Source organism: Streptococcus sp. D2 (genome assembly GCF_006385825.1).
GTDB classification, from domain to species: domain Bacteria; phylum Bacillota; class Bacilli; order Lactobacillales; family Streptococcaceae; genus Streptococcus; species Streptococcus shenyangsis.
Genome location: NZ_VFSI01000014.1, coordinates 19,974 through 37,793, shown reverse-complemented (window position 1 = coordinate 37,793; position 17,820 = coordinate 19,974). Strand labels below are relative to the sequence as shown.

Annotated in this window: 11 protein-coding genes; 8 read left to right on the top strand and 3 right to left on the bottom strand. The window is 39.9% G+C overall.

Translation table 11 applies throughout. The annotated features are described in order from the left end of the window. The first annotated feature begins 46 nt into the window (after positions 1-46). Genes rnc through FJR73_RS08410 form a run of 6 tightly spaced genes read left to right on the top strand, consistent with a single transcriptional unit; the run spans position 47 to position 10,024 of the window. Complete coding sequence (gene rnc / locus FJR73_RS08435) at positions 47-745, top strand: ribonuclease III (RefSeq protein WP_000661487.1); 699 nt, start codon at positions 47-49, stop codon at positions 743-745. Beyond that, positions 736-4,275 carry a chromosome segregation protein SMC gene (gene smc, locus FJR73_RS08430; RefSeq protein WP_140834441.1) on the top strand — a complete coding sequence of 1,180 codons (3,540 nt, stop codon included), beginning with the start codon at positions 736-738 and terminating at the stop codon, positions 4,273-4,275. Before rnc ends, smc begins: the two co-directional genes overlap by 10 nt. Next, positions 4,272-5,066 carry a Cof-type HAD-IIB family hydrolase gene (locus FJR73_RS08425; RefSeq protein WP_140834438.1) on the top strand — a complete coding sequence of 265 codons (795 nt, stop codon included), beginning with the start codon at positions 4,272-4,274 and terminating at the stop codon, positions 5,064-5,066. The genes smc and FJR73_RS08425 overlap by 4 nt, the downstream gene beginning before the upstream one ends. Beyond that, on the top strand, positions 5,066-5,884 hold the full coding sequence (locus FJR73_RS08420) for a Cof-type HAD-IIB family hydrolase (protein ID WP_140834437.1): 819 nt from the start codon (positions 5,066-5,068) through the stop codon (positions 5,882-5,884). Before FJR73_RS08425 ends, FJR73_RS08420 begins: the two co-directional genes overlap by 1 nt. A 3-nt stretch (positions 5,885-5,887) precedes the next feature. Further along, the gene (gene ftsY / locus FJR73_RS08415; RefSeq protein WP_125451330.1) at positions 5,888-7,171 is read left to right on the top strand and encodes a signal recognition particle-docking protein FtsY; all 1,284 of its coding nucleotides are present in this window, start codon (positions 5,888-5,890) and stop codon (positions 7,169-7,171) included. 33 nt (positions 7,172-7,204) lie between these two features. Then, entirely contained in the window at positions 7,205-10,024 is a 2,820-nt protein-coding gene (locus FJR73_RS08410) for a hypothetical protein (protein ID WP_140834436.1), read from the top strand. A gap of 70 nt (positions 10,025-10,094) precedes the next feature. Here FJR73_RS08410 and zwf read toward each other — a convergent pair whose 3' ends face one another. The 3 genes from zwf to FJR73_RS08395 form a co-directional block, all read right to left on the bottom strand. Further along, the gene (gene zwf / locus FJR73_RS08405; protein ID WP_140834434.1) at positions 10,095-11,582 is read right to left on the bottom strand and encodes a glucose-6-phosphate dehydrogenase; all 1,488 of its coding nucleotides are present in this window, start codon (positions 11,580-11,582) and stop codon (positions 10,095-10,097) included. A 150-nt stretch (positions 11,583-11,732) separates the two neighbouring features. Then, positions 11,733-12,473 (bottom strand): amino acid ABC transporter ATP-binding protein, encoded by a 741-nt coding sequence (locus FJR73_RS08400; RefSeq protein ID WP_001096322.1) that lies wholly within the window; start codon positions 12,471-12,473, stop codon positions 11,733-11,735. After that, complete coding sequence (locus FJR73_RS08395) at positions 12,473-14,638, bottom strand: ABC transporter substrate-binding protein/permease (RefSeq protein WP_033680371.1); 2,166 nt, start codon at positions 14,636-14,638, stop codon at positions 12,473-12,475. The genes FJR73_RS08400 and FJR73_RS08395 overlap by 1 nt, the downstream gene beginning before the upstream one ends. Before the next feature lie 163 nt (positions 14,639-14,801). On the opposite strand from FJR73_RS08395, the gene FJR73_RS08390 reads away from it, so the two are divergent. Beyond that, on the top strand, positions 14,802-15,755 hold the full coding sequence (locus tag FJR73_RS08390; protein ID WP_140834433.1) for a CPBP family intramembrane glutamic endopeptidase: 954 nt from the start codon (positions 14,802-14,804) through the stop codon (positions 15,753-15,755). Between the two features lie 76 nt (positions 15,756-15,831). After that, positions 15,832-17,820 (top strand): excinuclease ABC subunit UvrB, encoded by a 1,989-nt coding sequence (gene uvrB / locus FJR73_RS08385; protein ID WP_140834431.1) that lies wholly within the window; start codon positions 15,832-15,834, stop codon positions 17,818-17,820.

Genomic DNA, 17,820 nt, shown 5'->3' with positions numbered 1-17,820 from the left:
TTTTGATATAATAAAAAGGACTGTTATCAGTTAGAAAGAGGTTGGTATGAAAGAATTACAAACTGTACTTAAAAACCATTTTGCAATCGAATTTGCAGACAAAAACTTACTGGAGACTGCCTTTACTCATACGAGTTATGCCAATGAGCACCGCCTCTTAAAAATTTCACACAATGAACGCTTGGAATTTTTAGGAGACGCTGTTCTACAGTTATTGATTTCAGAATATCTGTATAAAAAATATCCTAAAAAGCCTGAGGGTGATTTGTCCAAACTCCGTGCCATGATTGTTCGCGAGGAGAGTTTGGCTGGTTTTGCGCGTGATTGCCAGTTTGACCAGTTTATCAAGCTGGGTAAGGGAGAAGAAAAATCTGGTGGTCGAAATCGTGACACCATTCTTGGCGATGCCTTTGAAGCCTTTCTTGGTGCCCTCCTTTTGGACAAGGATGTGGCCAAGGTCAAGGAATTTATCTATCAAGTCATGATTCCTAAGGTTGAAGCAGGCGAGTTTGAGATGATTACAGACTACAAAACCCATCTCCAAGAGTTACTTCAGGTCAATGGAGATGTGGCTATTCGTTATCAGGTGATTTCTGAAACGGGTCCTGCCCACGATAAGGTTTTTGATGTAGAAGTTCTTGTTGAAGGTAAGAGCATTGGTCAAGGTCAAGGCCGTTCTAAGAAATTAGCAGAGCAGGAAGCTGCCAAAAATGCCGTTGAGAAAGGGCTGGATTCATGTATTTAAAGGAAATCGAAATTCAGGGATTCAAGTCTTTTGCTGACAAGACCAAGGTCGTATTTGACCAAGGTGTTACGGCAGTTGTTGGACCCAATGGATCTGGAAAGTCGAATATTACAGAAAGTCTGCGTTGGGCTTTGGGAGAGTCTAGTGTCAAGAGTCTCCGTGGGGGCAAGATGCCCGATGTCATTTTTGCTGGAACTGAAAGTCGCAAACCGCTCAATTATGCTTCTGTAGTTGTGACTTTGGATAATAATGATGGATTTATCAAGGATTTAGGTCAAGAAATCAGGGTAGAACGCCATATCTATCGTAGTGGTGATAGCGAATACAAGATTGACGGCAAGAAAGTTCGTCTTCGTGATATTCATGATCTTTTCTTGGATACAGGTTTGGGACGAGATTCCTTCTCTATCATTTCCCAAGGGAAGGTTGAGGAGATTTTCAACTCCAAGCCTGAAGAACGCAGAGCTATTTTTGAAGAAGCTGCAGGAGTTTTGAAATATAAGACTCGTCGAAAAGAGACAGAGAGTAAACTGCAGCAAACTCAGGATAATCTAGATCGTCTAGAAGACATTATCTACGAGTTGGATAATCAAATCAAGCCTCTTGAGAAGCAAGCTGAAAATGCTCGTAAGTTTCTAGACTTAGAAGGTCAACGCAAGGCTATTTACTTGGATGTTTTAGTTGCTCAAATCAAGGAAAATAAGGCTGAACTAGAGTCGACAGAAGAAGAGTTGGCACAGGTTCAGGAACTCTTGACGAGTTACTACCAAAAGCGTGAAAAATTAGAAGAAGAAAACCAAACTCTTAAAAAGCAACGCCAAGATTTACAAGCTGAAATGGCCAAAGACCAAGGCAGTTTGATGGATTTGACCAGTCTGATTAGTGATTTAGAAAGAAAATTAGCCCTATCGAAACTGGAGTCCGAGCAAGTGGCCCTGAATCAACAGGAGGCACAAGCCCGTTTGGCTGCTTTGGAGGATAAGAGAAAGGCTCTAAATCAGGAAAAGGCTGAAAAAGAAGCGAACTTGGGACAATTAGAACACAATCTAATTCAAAATAATCAAAAACTCAATCGTTTAGAAGCTGAATTACTAGCTTTTTCAGATGATCCTGATCAGATGATTGAGCTCTTACGTGAACGCTTTGTAGCTCTTTTACAAGAAGAAGCGGATGTCTCAAACCAACTGACTCGTATTGAGAATGAGTTGGAAAATAGTCGTCAGCTTTCTCAAAAACAAGCAGATCAATTAGAAAAGCTGAAAGAACAGTTAGCTACAGCTAAAGAGAAGGCTAGTCATCAAAAAGAAGAGCTTGAAACTGCCAAGGAGCAAGTTCAGAAATTACTGGCCGACTACCAAGTCTGTGCCAAGGAGCAAGAGGAGCAGGAAACTTCCTATCAAACTCAACAAAGTCAACTCTTTGACCGTCTGGATAGTCTCAAAAACAAACAGGCTAGAGCCCAAAGTTTGGAAAATATCCTGAGAAATCATAGTAACTTTTATGCAGGTGTTAAGAGTGTCCTCCAAGAAAAAGACCGCCTTGGTGGGATTATTGGGGCAGTCAGTGAGCACCTGACCTTTGATGTGCATTATCAAACTGCGCTGGAAATCGCGCTCGGAGCTAGCAGCCAGCATATCATCGTGGAAGATGAAAACGCGGCAACCAAGGCGATTGATTTCCTCAAACGAAACAGAGCTGGTCGTGCAACCTTCCTTCCTTTGACCACTATCAAGGCGCGTACGATTTCTAGTCAGAACCAAGATGCTATTGCTACAAGCTCAGGTTTCCTTGGCATGGCAGATGAGTTGGTGACATTCGATACTAGACTGGAAGCTATTTTCAAGAACTTGCTAGCAACAACAGCTATTTTTGATACTGTAGAACATGCGCGTGCAGCTGCTCGACAAGTTCGTTATCAGGTTCGCATGGTGACATTGGATGGGACAGAACTTCGTACAGGTGGTTCCTATGCGGGTGGAGCTAATCGCCAGAATAATAGCATTTTCATCAAACCAGAACTGGAGCAATTACAAAAAGAAATTGCTGAAGAAGAAGCAAGCTTGCGTACAGATGAAGCGAGTTTGAAGAATTTGCAAGATGAGATGGTTTCATTGACAGAAAAGTTAGAGGCCATCAAATCTCAGGGAGAGCAGGCTCGTATTCAGGAGCAAGGCTTGTCCCTCGCTTATCAGCAGACTAGTCAGCAAGTTGAGGAACTGGAAACTCTTTGGAAACTCCAAGAAGAGGAATTAAATCGTCTTTCTGAGGGAGATTGGCAAGCGGATAAGGAAAAATGCCAAGAGCGCCTTACTACAATCGCCAGTGAAAAGAAAAATCTGGAAGCTGAGATTGAAGGGATTAAGTCTAACAAAAACGCCATCCAAGAACGCTATCAAAACTTGCAGGAAGAGCTAGCGCAAGCTCGCCTGCTTAAGACAGAACTGCAAGGGCAAAAACGTTATGAAGTGGCTGATATTGAGCGTTTAGGCAAGGAATTGGACAATTTAGATATCGAACAAGAGGAAATCCAGCGCCTTCTTCAAGAAAAGGTTGACAATCTTGAGAAGGTTGATACAGAGCTTCTAGCCCAGCAGGCCGAAGAAGCCAAAACTCAGAAAACAAATCTCCAACAAGGTTTGATTCGCAAGCAGTTTGAGTTGGATGATATCGAGGGTCAACTGGATGATATTGCCAGTCATTTGGAACAGGCTCGCCAGCAGAATGAAGAGTGGATTCGCAAGCAAACACGTGCTGAAGCCAAGAAAGAAAAGATCAGCGAGCGTTTGCGCCATCTACAAAGTCAATTAACAGACCAATATCAGATTAGCTATACTGAAGCTCTAGAAAAGGCGCATGAGTTGGAAAATCTCAATCTGGCGGAGCAAGAGGTTAAGGATTTAGAGAAGGCTATTCGCTCACTGGGTCCTGTCAATTTGGAAGCTATTGAACAGTACGAAGAAGTTCACAGCCGCTTGGATTTCCTAAATAGCCAGCGAGATGATATTTTGTCAGCGAAAAACCTGCTCCTAGAAACCATCACAGAGATGAATGATGAGGTCAAGGAACGCTTTAAATCAACCTTTGAAGCTATTCGTGAGTCCTTTAAAGTGACCTTCAAGCAGATGTTTGGCGGAGGTCAGGCTGACTTGATTTTGACTGAAGGAGACTTGCTGACAGCTGGGGTTGAAATTTCTGTCCAACCTCCAGGCAAGAAAATCCAGTCTCTCAACCTCATGAGTGGTGGGGAGAAAGCTTTGTCAGCTCTAGCCTTGCTTTTCTCTATCATTCGAGTTAAGACTATCCCGTTTGTTATCTTGGATGAAGTAGAGGCTGCGCTGGACGAAGCCAATGTTAAACGTTTTGGAGATTATCTCAACCGCTTTGACAAGGACAGTCAGTTCATCGTCGTAACTCACCGTAAGGGGACCATGGCAGCGGCTGATTCCATTTATGGAGTGACCATGCAAGAATCAGGTGTTTCAAAGATTGTTTCAGTTAAGTTAAAAGATTTAGAAAGTATTGAAGGATGACAATTAAACTAGTAGCAACGGATATGGACGGAACCTTCCTAGATGTTAATGGACGCTTTGATATGGACCGCCTCAAGTCTCTTTTAGTTTCCTACAAGGAAAAAGGGATTTATTTTGCGGTGGCTTCGGGGCGGGGATTTCTGTCTTTAGAAAAATTATTTGCTGATGTTCGTGATGACATTATTTTCATCGCTGAAAATGGTAGTTTGGTCGAATATCGAGGTCAAGACTTGTATGAAGCGACTATGTCTCGTGAGTTTTATCTATCAACTTTTGAAAAGCTGAAAATGTCACCTTATGTAGATATCAATAAATTGCTCTTGACTGGGAAGAAGGGCTCTTATGTGCTAGATACGGTTGATGCGACCTATTTGAAAGAGAGCCAGCATTATAATGAAAATATCCAAAAAGTAGCGAGCCTGGAAGATATCACAGATGATATTTTCAAATTTACAACCAACTTCACAGAAGAAACGCTAGAAGCTGGAGAAGCTTGGGTAAATGAAAATGTTCCTGGTGTTAAGGCCATGACAACTGGCTTTGAATCTATTGATATTGTTCTGGACTATGTCGATAAGGGAGTAGCCATTGTTGAATTAGCTAAAAAACTTGGTATCACAATGGATCAGGTTATGGCTTTTGGAGACAATCTAAATGACTTGCACATGATGCAGGTTGTCGGTCATCCTGTAGCTCCTGAAAATGCGCGACCAGAAATTTTAGAATTAGCAGAGACTGTGATTGGTCACCATAAGGACCAGTCGGTTATAGCTTATATGGAGGGCTTATAATGGCAGATATAAAATTGATTGCATTGGACTTGGACGGGACCTTGTTGACTACTGATAAAAGGCTGACGGATCGTACCAAGGCAACCCTGAAAGCTGCGCGTGATCGTGGTATCAAGGTCGTATTGACAACTGGTCGTCCCTTAAAAGCTATGGATTTCTTTCTCCATGAGCTAGGGACTGACGGCCACGAAGATGAGTATACCATTACTTTTAATGGTGGGTTGGTTCAGAAAAATACAGGTGAAATCCTTGATAAGACAGTCTTTTCATATGATGATGTGGCACGCTTGTATGAGGAAACAGAGAAATTATCACTGCCTCTTGATGCCATCTCAGAAGGAACTGTTTATCAAATCCAATCGGACCAAGAAAGTCTTTATGCCAAATTCAATCCAGCTTTGACTTTTGTTCCAGTTGACTTTGAAGACTTATCTAGTCAAATGACCTACAATAAGTGCGTGACTGCCTTTGCTCAAGAACCCTTGGATGCAGCCATTCAGAAGATTTCGCCAGAATTATTTGAACAATATGAAATCTTTAAATCACGTGAAATGTTGCTAGAGTGGTCACCAAAGAATGTACACAAAGCAACAGGTTTGGCCAAACTAATCAGCCATCTGGGAATCGATCAAAGTCAAGTGATGGCCTGTGGTGATGAAGCCAATGACCTTTCTATGATTGAATGGGCAGGGCTCGGTGTTGCCATGCAAAACGCTGTTCCTGAAGTCAAGGCAGTCGCAAATGTGGTGACTCCAATGACCAATGATGAGGAAGCTGTCGCCTGGGCTATAGAAGAATACGTGCTAAAGGAGAACTAAGATATGGGATTGTTTGACCGTCTATTCGGAAAAAAAGAAGAACCTAAAATCGAAGAAGTTGTAAAAGAAGCTCTGGAAAATCTTGATTTGTCTGAAGATACTGAGACTGCCCTTACAGAAGCTGAGGAAGTTTCTCAAGAAGAAGCAGAGGTTGCTGAAGAAGCTGTGCTTGAAGAAGAGGAAATCCAAGACACAGTTGAAGAAAATTATAATTCAGAGCCAGTTGCAGAAGTTCAACAAGAAGAAGTAGAAGAATTACCAAACTCAGAAGAAGTTCCAGAGGAAGAAAATCCTGAGTTCATAGAAGCTGCAGAAGAAAATAGTTCTGAAGTTCTTGAACCAGAAATTCCTCAAGCAGAAGAAACTGTTCAGGAAAAATATGACCGCAGTCTTAAGAAAACTCGTACAGGCTTCGGTGCCCGCTTGAACGCCTTCTTTGCTAATTTCCGCTCTGTTGACGAAGAATTTTTCGAGGAACTAGAAGAACTGCTCATCATGAGTGACGTTGGTGTCCAAGTAGCTTCCAACTTAACAGAGGAGCTACGCTACGAAGCCAAGCTTGAAAACGCCAAGAAACCTGACGCCCTTCGCCGTGTCATCATTGAGAAATTGGTTGAGCTTTATGAAAAGGATGGCAACTACGATGAAAGTATTCACTTCCAAGATGGCTTGACAGTCATGCTCTTTGTCGGGGTTAATGGTGTTGGGAAGACAACTTCTATCGGGAAACTAGCTCACCGCTACAAACAAGCAGGTAAGAAGGTCATGCTGGTTGCGGCAGATACCTTCCGTGCAGGAGCAGTAGCCCAGCTAGCTGAATGGGGCCGACGAGTAGATGTTCCAGTAGTGACTGGACCTGAAAAAGCTGATCCAGCTAGTGTAGTCTTTGATGGCATGGAACGTGCAGTGGCTGAAGGTATCGATATTCTCATGATTGACACCGCAGGTCGTCTGCAAAATAAGGATAACCTCATGGCTGAGTTGGAAAAGATTGGTCGCATCATCAAACGTGTTGTGCCAGAAGCACCGCATGAAACCTTCTTAGCACTTGATGCATCAACAGGTCAAAATGCTCTTGTACAGGCCAAAGAATTTTCAAAAATCACTCCTTTAACAGGAATTGTCTTGACTAAGATTGATGGAACTGCCCGAGGTGGTGTGGTTCTAGCTATCCGTGAAGAACTCAATATTCCTGTAAAATTGATTGGTTTTGGTGAAAAAATCGATGATATTGGAGAGTTTAACTCAGAAAACTTTATGAAGGGTCTCTTGGAAGGCTTAATTTAATATTTTGATTTTTAAAAATGTGGAGATATATTTATGAAATATATTAGTTGGAATAAAATTACCAAAGTTAGCTTGACAGGTTTATTAATATGTGGGGCAACTTTATGTGAAAATGCTCAAGCTGAAGAGAATTATACCTATTCGGGTGTAACGGAAAATTTAATTAATACTACTGTCGATGTTGACCCACCTGAATTTGTATCTCTAACTTCAGATAAGACAGAAGTGAGATCAGGTGAGCGTGTTAATTACACTCTAAAAGCACATGATAAGGGCAAATTAACTACCGCTACAATTGTTTTAAAAAATGATGAAAACGGGAAAATAAAAGCACTATATGCAGATTCTCCAACTTCAGATGGTACTTTCTCTTTTACCTTAGAAGTTGATGAAAAATTATCTAGTGGTATATGGAGGATAAATGGGATCACTTTACGAGATGATTCTGATAATTATGTAGATATAGATGGTGAAGATGCATTGGCACTATATAGTACACCTCTAAAAGTAGAAAATAATGTTACTGTCGATGTTACCCCGCCTGAATTTGTATCTCTAGCTTCAGATAAGACAGAAGTGAGGTCAGGTGAGCGTGTTAATTACACCCTAAAAGCAAAAGATAACGGCAAATTAACTACCGCTACAATTGTTTTAAAAAATGATGAAAACGGGAAAATAAAAGCACTATATGCAGATTCTCCAACTTCAGATGGTACTTTCTCTTTTACCTTAGAAGTTGATGAAAAATTATCTAGTGGTATATGGAGGATAAATGGGATCACTTTACGAGATGATTCTGATAATTATGTAGATATAGATGGTGAAGACGCATTGGCACTATATAGTAAACCATTGAAAGTAGGTGAATCAAGTTTAAATAATGTTGCAAATAATCTTCAACCAGACACAGAAGCACCTAAATTAATTTCAATTAAGTTAAATCAGGCAAGCGCTACGGAACATGATGTTGTAACCTATACAGTAGATGCAAGCGATAATAGACAATTAGATTCAGCTTACTTGACAATTCGTTCAGTGTCTTCTCCTTCTAAGTATGAAATATTAACAGGAAAATTAAATAAAGAAGGTCAGTTTATTTTTAGGTATCAAGTAGATGAAAATACTTTTCCAGGTGACTGGCAGATCAGTAGCTTATCTATTTATGACAAGGCAAAAAATATTTCAGAGTATGATTCTGAGAATATTCCTAAAGAATCTTCTCCGATTTTAACTATTTCAAGTAATCTTCAACCAGACACAGAAGCGCCTAAATTAATTTCAATTAAGTTAAATCAGGCAAGCGCTACGGAACATGATGTTGTAACCTATACAGTAGATGCAAGCGATAATAGACAATTAGATTCAGCTTACTTGACAATTCGTTCAGTGTCTTCTCCTTCTAAGTATGAAATATTAACAGGCAAATTAAATAAAGAAGGTCAGTTTATTTTTAGATATCAAGTAGATGAAAATAGTTTCCCAGGTGACTGGGAGATAAGTAGATTAGCTATTTATGACAAGGCAAAAAATATTTCAGAGTATAATTCTGAGAATTTACCTAAAGAATCTTCTCCGATTTTAACTATTTCAACTAATCTTCAACCAGACACAGAAGCACCTAAATTAATTTCAATTAAGTTAAATCAGATAAGCGCTACGGAACATGATGTTGTAACCTATACAGTAGATGCAAGCGATAATAGACAATTAGATTCAGCTTACTTGACAATTCGTTCAGTGTCTTCTCCTTCTAAGTATGAAATATTAACAGGCAAATTAAATAAAGAAGGTCAGTTTATTTTTAGATATCAAGTAGATGAAAATAGTTTCCCAGGTGACTGGGAGATAAGTAGATTAGCTATTTATGACAAGGCAAAAAATATTTCAGAGTATAATTCTGAGAATTTACCTAAAGAATCTTCTCCGATTCTAAGAGTAGCTAATAGAAGGGAAATTTCATCCCTAGATTCGATTAATAGTGAAAAAGAGTCAAAAAATGATGCTAATATATTACCAACAGACTCATTATCAAATAACCAGCCAATAGATGAAAGTGTAATTTCTGCTCAATCTACGGATAAGACTAGCAATGAAAATATAAATACTGCTCAATCTACGGATAAGACTGACAGTGAAAATTCAACTTCTGCTCAATCTACGGATAAGACTGACAATGAAAATATAAATACTGCTCAATCTACAGATAAGACTGACAGTGAAAATTCAACTTCTGCTCAATCTACGGATAAGACTGACAATGAAAATATAAATACTGCTCAATCTACGGATAAGACTGACAGTGAAAATTCAACTTCTGTTCAATCTACGGATAAGACTGACAGTGAAAATTCAACTTCTGTTCAATCTACGAATAAGACTAGCAATGAAAATTCAACTTCTGTTCAATCTACGGATAAGACTAGCAATGAAAATATAAATACTGTTCAATCTACGGACAAGACTGACAGTGAAAATTTAACTTCTGTTCAATCTACGGATAAGACTGACAGTGAAAATTCAACTTCTGTTCAATCTACGGATAAGACTAGCAATGAAAATATAAATACTGTTCAATCTACGGATAAGAATAATAGTGAAAGTATAAACATGGATTTATATGTTCAGGATGCATTACAAAATAATGGATTTAGTCCATATGGTGAAGGTAATTTGTTTGAAAATGCTAATTCTGATATGATTGAAAAAAATAATGAATTAAAGATTCATCAATATCCAAAAAGAATTGAAAGAAATTTGCCTAAAACAGGTAATAAATTATTTTCAGTTTTATCTATACTTGGTGCTATAAATTTGCTGTTAATTTTATTAAGAATATTAATGAAAACTTTATGAAGGGTCTCTTGGAAGGCTTAATCTAATCAGAAGCAAAAATCCTGCAAGGTACAAACTTGCAGGATTTTTTTTATTCTAAACGACCATCTTGACGATAGGCGATATCTGGTTGCCAAGTCCATTTGGCACCGAATTTTTCAAGTAAGTCAAAGCTAGCTTGAGGTCCCATGCTTCCAGCTTTATAGTCATGAAGTGGGGCACCATTTTCGGCCCAGAGATCTTCGATACGGTCAATTAATTTCCATGACGCACCAACTTCATCCCAGTGGCTAAAGTTAGTTGAGTTGTTATTTAGGACATCATAAATCAATTTCTCGTATGGTTCTGGAGAAGCACCAGTTGCGGTCGCATCTGTACGGTAATCGAGTGAGTTAGGAGCCAAGTTGAATTCTTCTCCTACTTGCTTCCCATTTAGGCTAAGAGAGAATCCTTCTGTTGGTTGGATATAGATGGTTAAAATGTTTGGAGCAAGTGGCTCACCAAAGATAGAGTCCATTTGTTTAAAGACGATGTTGACATGAGTTCCTTTTTCAGTCAGACGTTTACCAGTACGGAAGAAGAAAGGAACACCACGGAAGCGATCGCTGTCTACAAAGAAGGCACCAGATGCAAAGGTTTCAGTTGTTGATTCTGGATTAACATTTGGCTCGCTACGATAAGAAATGTATTTCATGCCATCAATCTTACCTGAACGGTATTGACCACGGATAAAGTGTTCTTTAAGTTCTTCATCAGTTGGGTGATAGAGGTTTTTAAAGACCTTAATCTTTTCGGCACGAATCTCGTCCTTTGTGAAGCTGGCTGGCTTGTCCATGGCAAGGAGGGAAAGCAATTGTAGAGTATGGTTCTGTACCATGTCACGGAGGGCGCCAGATTCATCATAGTAGCCACCACGTTCTTCTACACCCAAGCGCTCCGCAAAGGTAATTTGAACATTGTCGATAAAGTCTTTGTTCCAAACGTTTTCAAAAATCAAGTTGGCAAAGCGAACTGCAAAGATGCTTTGGATCATTTCCTTACCAAGATAATGGTCGATACGGAAAATTTGTTCTTCGTCAAATGTTGCTAGGAGCTCGTCATTCAACTTGCTTGCGCTTGCGTAATCTGTACCAAATGGTTTTTCAACGATTAAACGTTCAAAACCTTTACCATCTACAATGTTTTCGGACTTGAGGTGTTTTGCGATAGTTCCAAAGAACTGAGGTGCCATAGACAAGAAGAAGAGCTTGTTGTCTTCAGCTTGGTACTTGTCATTGAGTTCAGCCTGCAATTGACGTAAAGCAATGTAGTGCTCTGTATCATTGACATCATGACTTTGATAGTAGAAGTGGCTAGCGAACTCTTGAGCCTGTTCGGTACTATCTGCCAAATCAAGGATAGATTCGACAACAACAGATTCAAAATATTCCTTGCTCCAAGGACGACGGGCAGTTCCAATAACTGCAAAGTGCTTGGAAAGATTGCCGGATTTATATAGTCTAAAAAGGGAAGGGTAGAGCTTGCGTTTAGCCAGGTCTCCACTCGCACCGAAAATTGTAACAATAACCTTAGATGACATCTAGCTACCTAATTTCTATTTTTATTCCTAGTCTTGCTAGGTATGAGAAAATCTCATTTCATAAACTTAATTCTAACATAATTTTCCGAAAAATCAAAAAATCCAATACGAGATAGAAAAAAACTGCAAGGAAATCCTTACAGTTTGAGTTTAGACGTTTAAGACCTTGTCCAAGAACTCTTTCAGACGTGGGTGTTGAGGGTTATCAAAGATTTGATCAGGTGTTCCGTCTTCAAGGAATTCACCATCTGCAGTAAAGATAACGCGGTTGGCAACCTGACGGGCAAATCCCATCTCATGGGTTACGATAATCATGGTCATGCCTTGTTCAGCCAATTCCTTCATAACGTTTAGTACGTCTCCGACCATCTCAGGATCAAGGGCAGAAGTTGGTTCATCAAAGAGCATGATGTCTGGATTCATTGCTAGTCCACGAGCGATGGCCACACGTTGTTTTTGTCCTCCTGATAGGCTATCTGGGTTAGCATTAGCTTTATCTGCTAGCCCAACTTTGTCAAGCAACTCCATTCCCAATTTCTCAGCTTCTTCCTTAGTCATCAACTTGTGCTCAATTGGAGCAAAAGTAATGTTGTCCAATACAGACATGTGAGGGAAGAGATTGAAGTGTTGGAATACCATTCCGATATTTTCACGGACGTGGTCAACGTTGGTTGTTTTTTCAGTTAAGTCATAACCGTTCACAGTGATGTGACCGCTCGTAACTTCTTCTAGAAGATTGAGACTACGAAGGAAAGTTGACTTACCAGAACCTGAAGGCCCGATGATACAGACAACGTCTCCTTCATAGAACTTAGTCGTAATTCCTTTTAGGACCTTATTTTTTCCATATTGCTTATGTAAGTCATTTACATCAATTTTTAATTTTGCCATTAACGAATCCTCTTTTCTAAGCGTTTCGCTAGTCTAGTCAAAAGTGTGATAATTACAAGATAGAAGATAGCAAGGATTGCATACATCTTGAAACTTTGGTAGTTACGGGCAATGATAATCTTACCAGTTTGGAAGAGTTCAACCAAACCGATAGCAGATACGATAGTTGTATCTTTAAGAGCGATAACGAATTGGTTAACAAAGTTTGGCAACATTAATTTAGTTGCTTGTGGCAAGATAATCTTACGCATGGTTTTTCCATAAGAGATACCCAAGCTTCGGCTGGCTTCCATTTGACCAACTGGAACGGCCTGAATACCACCACGAACGATTTCAGCGATATAAGCCGCTGCATTGAGTGAGAGGGCAATAGTACCGGCTACGAAGTCGTTAATTGGACTTTGTTGGCCTGTGATAGATTCGATGAAGTTTGGAATTCCCCAGAAGATGAAGGCTGCAAGAATCATCAATGGAATACCACGGATAACGTCAACGAAAATCTCAGAGATCACACGAAGAGATTTGTAGGGGCTGACACTAAACATACCGAAGATAATCCCGATAACAATGGCAATAGCAAATGAGATAAGAGCTAGAGCAAGAGTGATACCAAGCCCACTAAGGAGTTGTTTGTAGTTGTTTTGGAGCAAGCCCCAGATAGTTGTCTCATCAACAGTGCTTGTTGAAGCAGATGAAGATTCGCTAGCTAGGTATTTATCAAGAATCTTTTGGAATTCCCCGTTTGCTTTAAGATTTGCAAGTCCGTTGTTGAACATTTCAATCAATTCTGGATTTGCTCCTTTTTTAACGGCAAAGGCTGTTTCACCGATTGGAGTTCCAGCGATTGGAGTTTTCAATTTTTGACCTTGGCTGATAGAATATTTGAGAACAGGTTCATCATCCATAACGGCATCGATTGCCCCAGTGTTTAAACTGTCATACATTGAAGAACCATCAGCAAAAGTTTTGATTTTGTAACCGTATTTGCTTTGATTTTCTGTTAGGAAGGTTTGAGAAGCAGTTCCGTTTTTAACACCGACTGTCTTCCCTTTCAAGTCTTCATAAGAAGCAATAGTGCTTGATTCTTTGACACCAAGGATAGTATTAGCAGTGTAGTATGATTCTGAGAAGTCAAAAGTTGCCTTACGAGCATCTGTAACAGACATACCAGCAATGATACCATCTGCTTGACCAGCTTGGACAGCGCTGATAGCTGCATCAAAACCAGGGTTGGTGATTTCGATTTCAAAACCTTGGTCTTTAGCGATTGCCTTAATCAATTCCATATCAATACCAGTAAATTGGTTACTTGAATTTTGGAAAACAAAAGGTGCAAAAGAAGAATCGCTGGCAATGATGTATTTAGCCTTAACAGGAATGGCTTTTAATCCTGCTAGAGTAGTTGTAGTTGGCACTGCTGAAGATGATGAAGCAGTCCATTTCTTGATGATTTTATCAAGGCTACCATCTTTTTTCATTTCAGCCAAGGCTTGGTTAAATTCAGTAACCAGGTGCTCGTATTTGCTACCTTTTTTCACACCGAAAGCAAAGCTACCTACAGCTTCACCATCCATTTCAATATGGAGGTCTTGACCTTGGTTAATGGCATATTCGATAACAGGTTTATCATCCATCATGGCATCAATGGCACCAGCACTCAAGCTGTTGTTCATCAAATCACCAGTATCAAATGTTTTAATGCTAAAACCGTATTTATCTTTGATTGTTTCAAGGAAACGTTGAGCGGCAGTTCCGTTTTTAACACCAACAGTTTTACCTTTTAATTGATCATACTGACTAATCTTGTGTGACTTTGTAGTTGCAATGACAACTTTTGTATCATAGTAAGTATCAGACATGGTGAAAACTTTTTCACGTTCTGCAGTCTTTGTCATTCCTGCCATGATTGCGTCAGCTTGACCAGCTTGAACCGCATTTACCGCTGCGTCAAATCCAGGATAGGACATCTGAATGTTCCATCCTTTAATCTCAGCGACTTTGTTAATAATGTCAACATCAATTCCTTTATAAGTTTGATCTGAATCTTTAAACTCAAACGGTGCATAGGCGGTATCAGACACAATCTTAATCGTCTCAGCTTTTGCAATACCTAATGAGAAAATTGGGAATAAAATTAGCAAAAATGCTAGAAATTTTTTCTTCATTTTTAGTCTCCTTTTCCGAATATTTTCCCATTATATCAGAAAAAACAAAAAAATGCAAATCATGAGGTTTTTATGTTAGAAAATATAACATAGATTCTTTCTTGAATTGCTACTATAAAGTGCTATAATAATAGTATATAATGGAAGAAAAGAGGACAGGGATATGAAGAACAAAAGAATATTTAAAGACTTCCAGGCTTCAAAAATGAGTTTAAATATTTACACAAGCCCCTTGTTAGCCTTTGTTTTTGTCTTTATAGGAGAGTTTGTGGCTTATACTTTGTATGGTATTAGTTTGTTAGCTCTTATCGGACTTGCTAGAAATTTTGGAGAGACTGGTCAAAATCTTGCAACTTACTTGCAGACCTTGCAGCAGAGCTTGATGGATAGAACAAGTGACTTTCGTTTAATTTTATCATTGCTGTCCTTTGGTTTTATTCTCAATACTGTGTTCAGATGGACAAGAAAAGTTGAGAAAAGACCTATTCGGACCTTGGGATTTTATAGAGAGAATTTCCTCAGCAATCTTTTTAAAGGATTTGGTCTAGGCCTGGCACTCTTTCTTCTGACCTTGTTAGCTTTAGTGGCCTTGGGTCAATATCGTTTGGAGTCTATTCACTTGAATCCTTATTCCATTTTCTTTGTTGTCTTTACTATCCCATTTTGGATTTTACAGGGGACAGCAGAAGAAGTGGTGTCCCGTGCTTGGCTCCTTCCTCAATTGTCCTCAAGAACGAATCTAAAACTTGCTGTCGTCATATCTAGCCTATTCTTTACCTTCCTTCATGTGAGCAATTCTGGTCTTACACCTCTATCTCTAGTGAATCTCTTCTTATTTGGAGTTGCCATGGCTCTTTACCTTCTCAAAACCGATACAGTTTGGGGTGTTGCAGGTATTCATGGGGCTTGGAATTTTGCTCAGGGCAATCTCTTTGGGATTTTAGTTAGTGGTCAGCCATCAGGAACGTCTTTGATGACCTTTTTACCACAAGGCAATCAAGATTGGCTATCAGGTGGTTCTTTTGGGATTGAAGGTTCTATCATGACAAGTCTAGTTTTATTACTGCTGATTGTCTATCTCGCTTATCAATTAAAGAAAGAAAATGAAATGATGTGACTTCGGTCCGTCCTTTTCTTCGTGAAAATGCTACAAGTATGTTAAAATAGGAATAGCACATGGAGAGAGGATTCTTATGATCAATCGCATTACAGACAATCAATTTAAATTAGTATCAAAATACCAACCATCAGGAGATCAACCCCAAGCTATCGAGCAGTTGGTAGATAACATTGAGGGGGGAGAAAAAGCTCAGATTCTCATGGGGGCGACTGGTACAGGGAAGACCTATACCATGAGTCAGGTCATTTCCAAAGTCAATAAACCAACTCTGGTTATTGCCCACAATAAAACTCTAGCAGGACAGCTCTATGGGGAGTTTAAGGAATTTTTCCCTGAAAATGCTGTTGAATACTTTGTGTCTTACTATGATTATTACCAACCTGAGGCCTATGTCCCTTCTAGCGATACCTATATTGAGAAGGATAGTTCTGTTAACGATGAGATTGACAAACTCCGTCACTCAGCGACTTCAGCCCTTTTGGAGCGTAATGATGTTATTGTCGTGGCCTCAGTCTCTTGTATCTATGGTTTGGGTTCGCCAAAGGAATACGCCGACAGTGTCGTGAGTCTGCGTCCAGGTTTAGAGATTTCTCGTGATAAACTTTTGAATGATTTGGTCGATATTCAGTTTGAACGCAATGATATTGATTTCCAACGGGGAAGATTTCGTGTTCGTGGGGATGTGGTGGAGATTTTCCCAGCTTCCCGAGATGAACACGCTTTTCGAGTAGAATTCTTTGGAGATGAGATTGATCGTATCCGCGAAGTGGAGGCTTTGACAGGTCAAGTCCTTGGCGAAGTGGATCATTTGGCGATTTTCCCAGCGACTCACTTTGTGACCAATGACGACCACATGGAAGTTGCCATTGCCAAGATTCAAGCAGAATTAGAAGAACAACTAGCTGTCTTTGAGAAGGAAGGTAAACTGCTTGAAGCCCAACGTTTGAAACAGAGGACAGAGTATGATATCGAAATGCTGCGTGAGATGGGTTATACCAACGGGGTTGAGAACTATTCACGTCACATGGATGGACGGAGTGAGGGTGAGCCTCCTTATACCCTTCTCGACTTCTTCCCAGATGATTTCTTGATTATGATTGACGAGAGTCACATGACAATGGGGCAAATCAAGGGCATGTACAATGGAGACCGTTCGCGTAAAGAAATGCTGGTTAATTATGGTTTCCGTTTGCCGTCTGCCTTGGACAATCGACCTTTACGCCGTGAGGAGTTTGAAAGTCATGTGCACCAGATTGTCTACGTTTCAGCGACACCTGGTGACTATGAAAATGAACAGACCGAGACAGTGATCGAGCAAATCATTCGACCGACTGGGCTCTTGGATCCTGAAGTGGAAGTCCGTCCGACTATGGGACAGATTGATGATCTCTTAGGTGAAATCAATGCCCGTGTTGAAAGGAACGAACGTACCTTTATTACAACCTTGACCAAGAAAATGGCTGAAGACTTGACTGACTACTTCAAAGAAATGGGCATCAAGGTCAAGTACATGCACTCGGATATCAAGACTTTAGAGCGGACAGAGATTATTCGAGATTTACGATTGGGAGTCTTTGATGTCTTGGTCGGCATCAATCTTCTTCGTGAAGGGATTGATGTACCTGAAGTAAGTTTAGTTGCCATTCTCGATGCTGACAAGGAAGGCTTCCTTCGTAATGAGCGTGGACTCATTCAAACCATTGGTCGTGCTGCTCGTAATAGCGAAGGGCATGTGATCATGTATGCTGATACTATGACTCAATCTATGCAAAAAGCCATCGATGAAACTGCCCGCCGTCGTCAGATTCAGATGGCTTATAATAAAGAACACGGTATCGTGCCACAAACTATTAAGAAGGAAATACGTGATCTTATTTCTGTTACCAAAACTGTGGCTAAAGAAGAGGACAAGGAAGTCGATATCAATAGCCTTAACAAACAAGAACGCAAAGAATTGGTCAAGAAACTGGAAAAACAAATGCAAGAAGCCGTCGAAGTGCTTGATTTCGAGTTAGCTGCTCAGATCCGAGATATGATGTTGGAAGTCAAGGCTTTGGGGTAG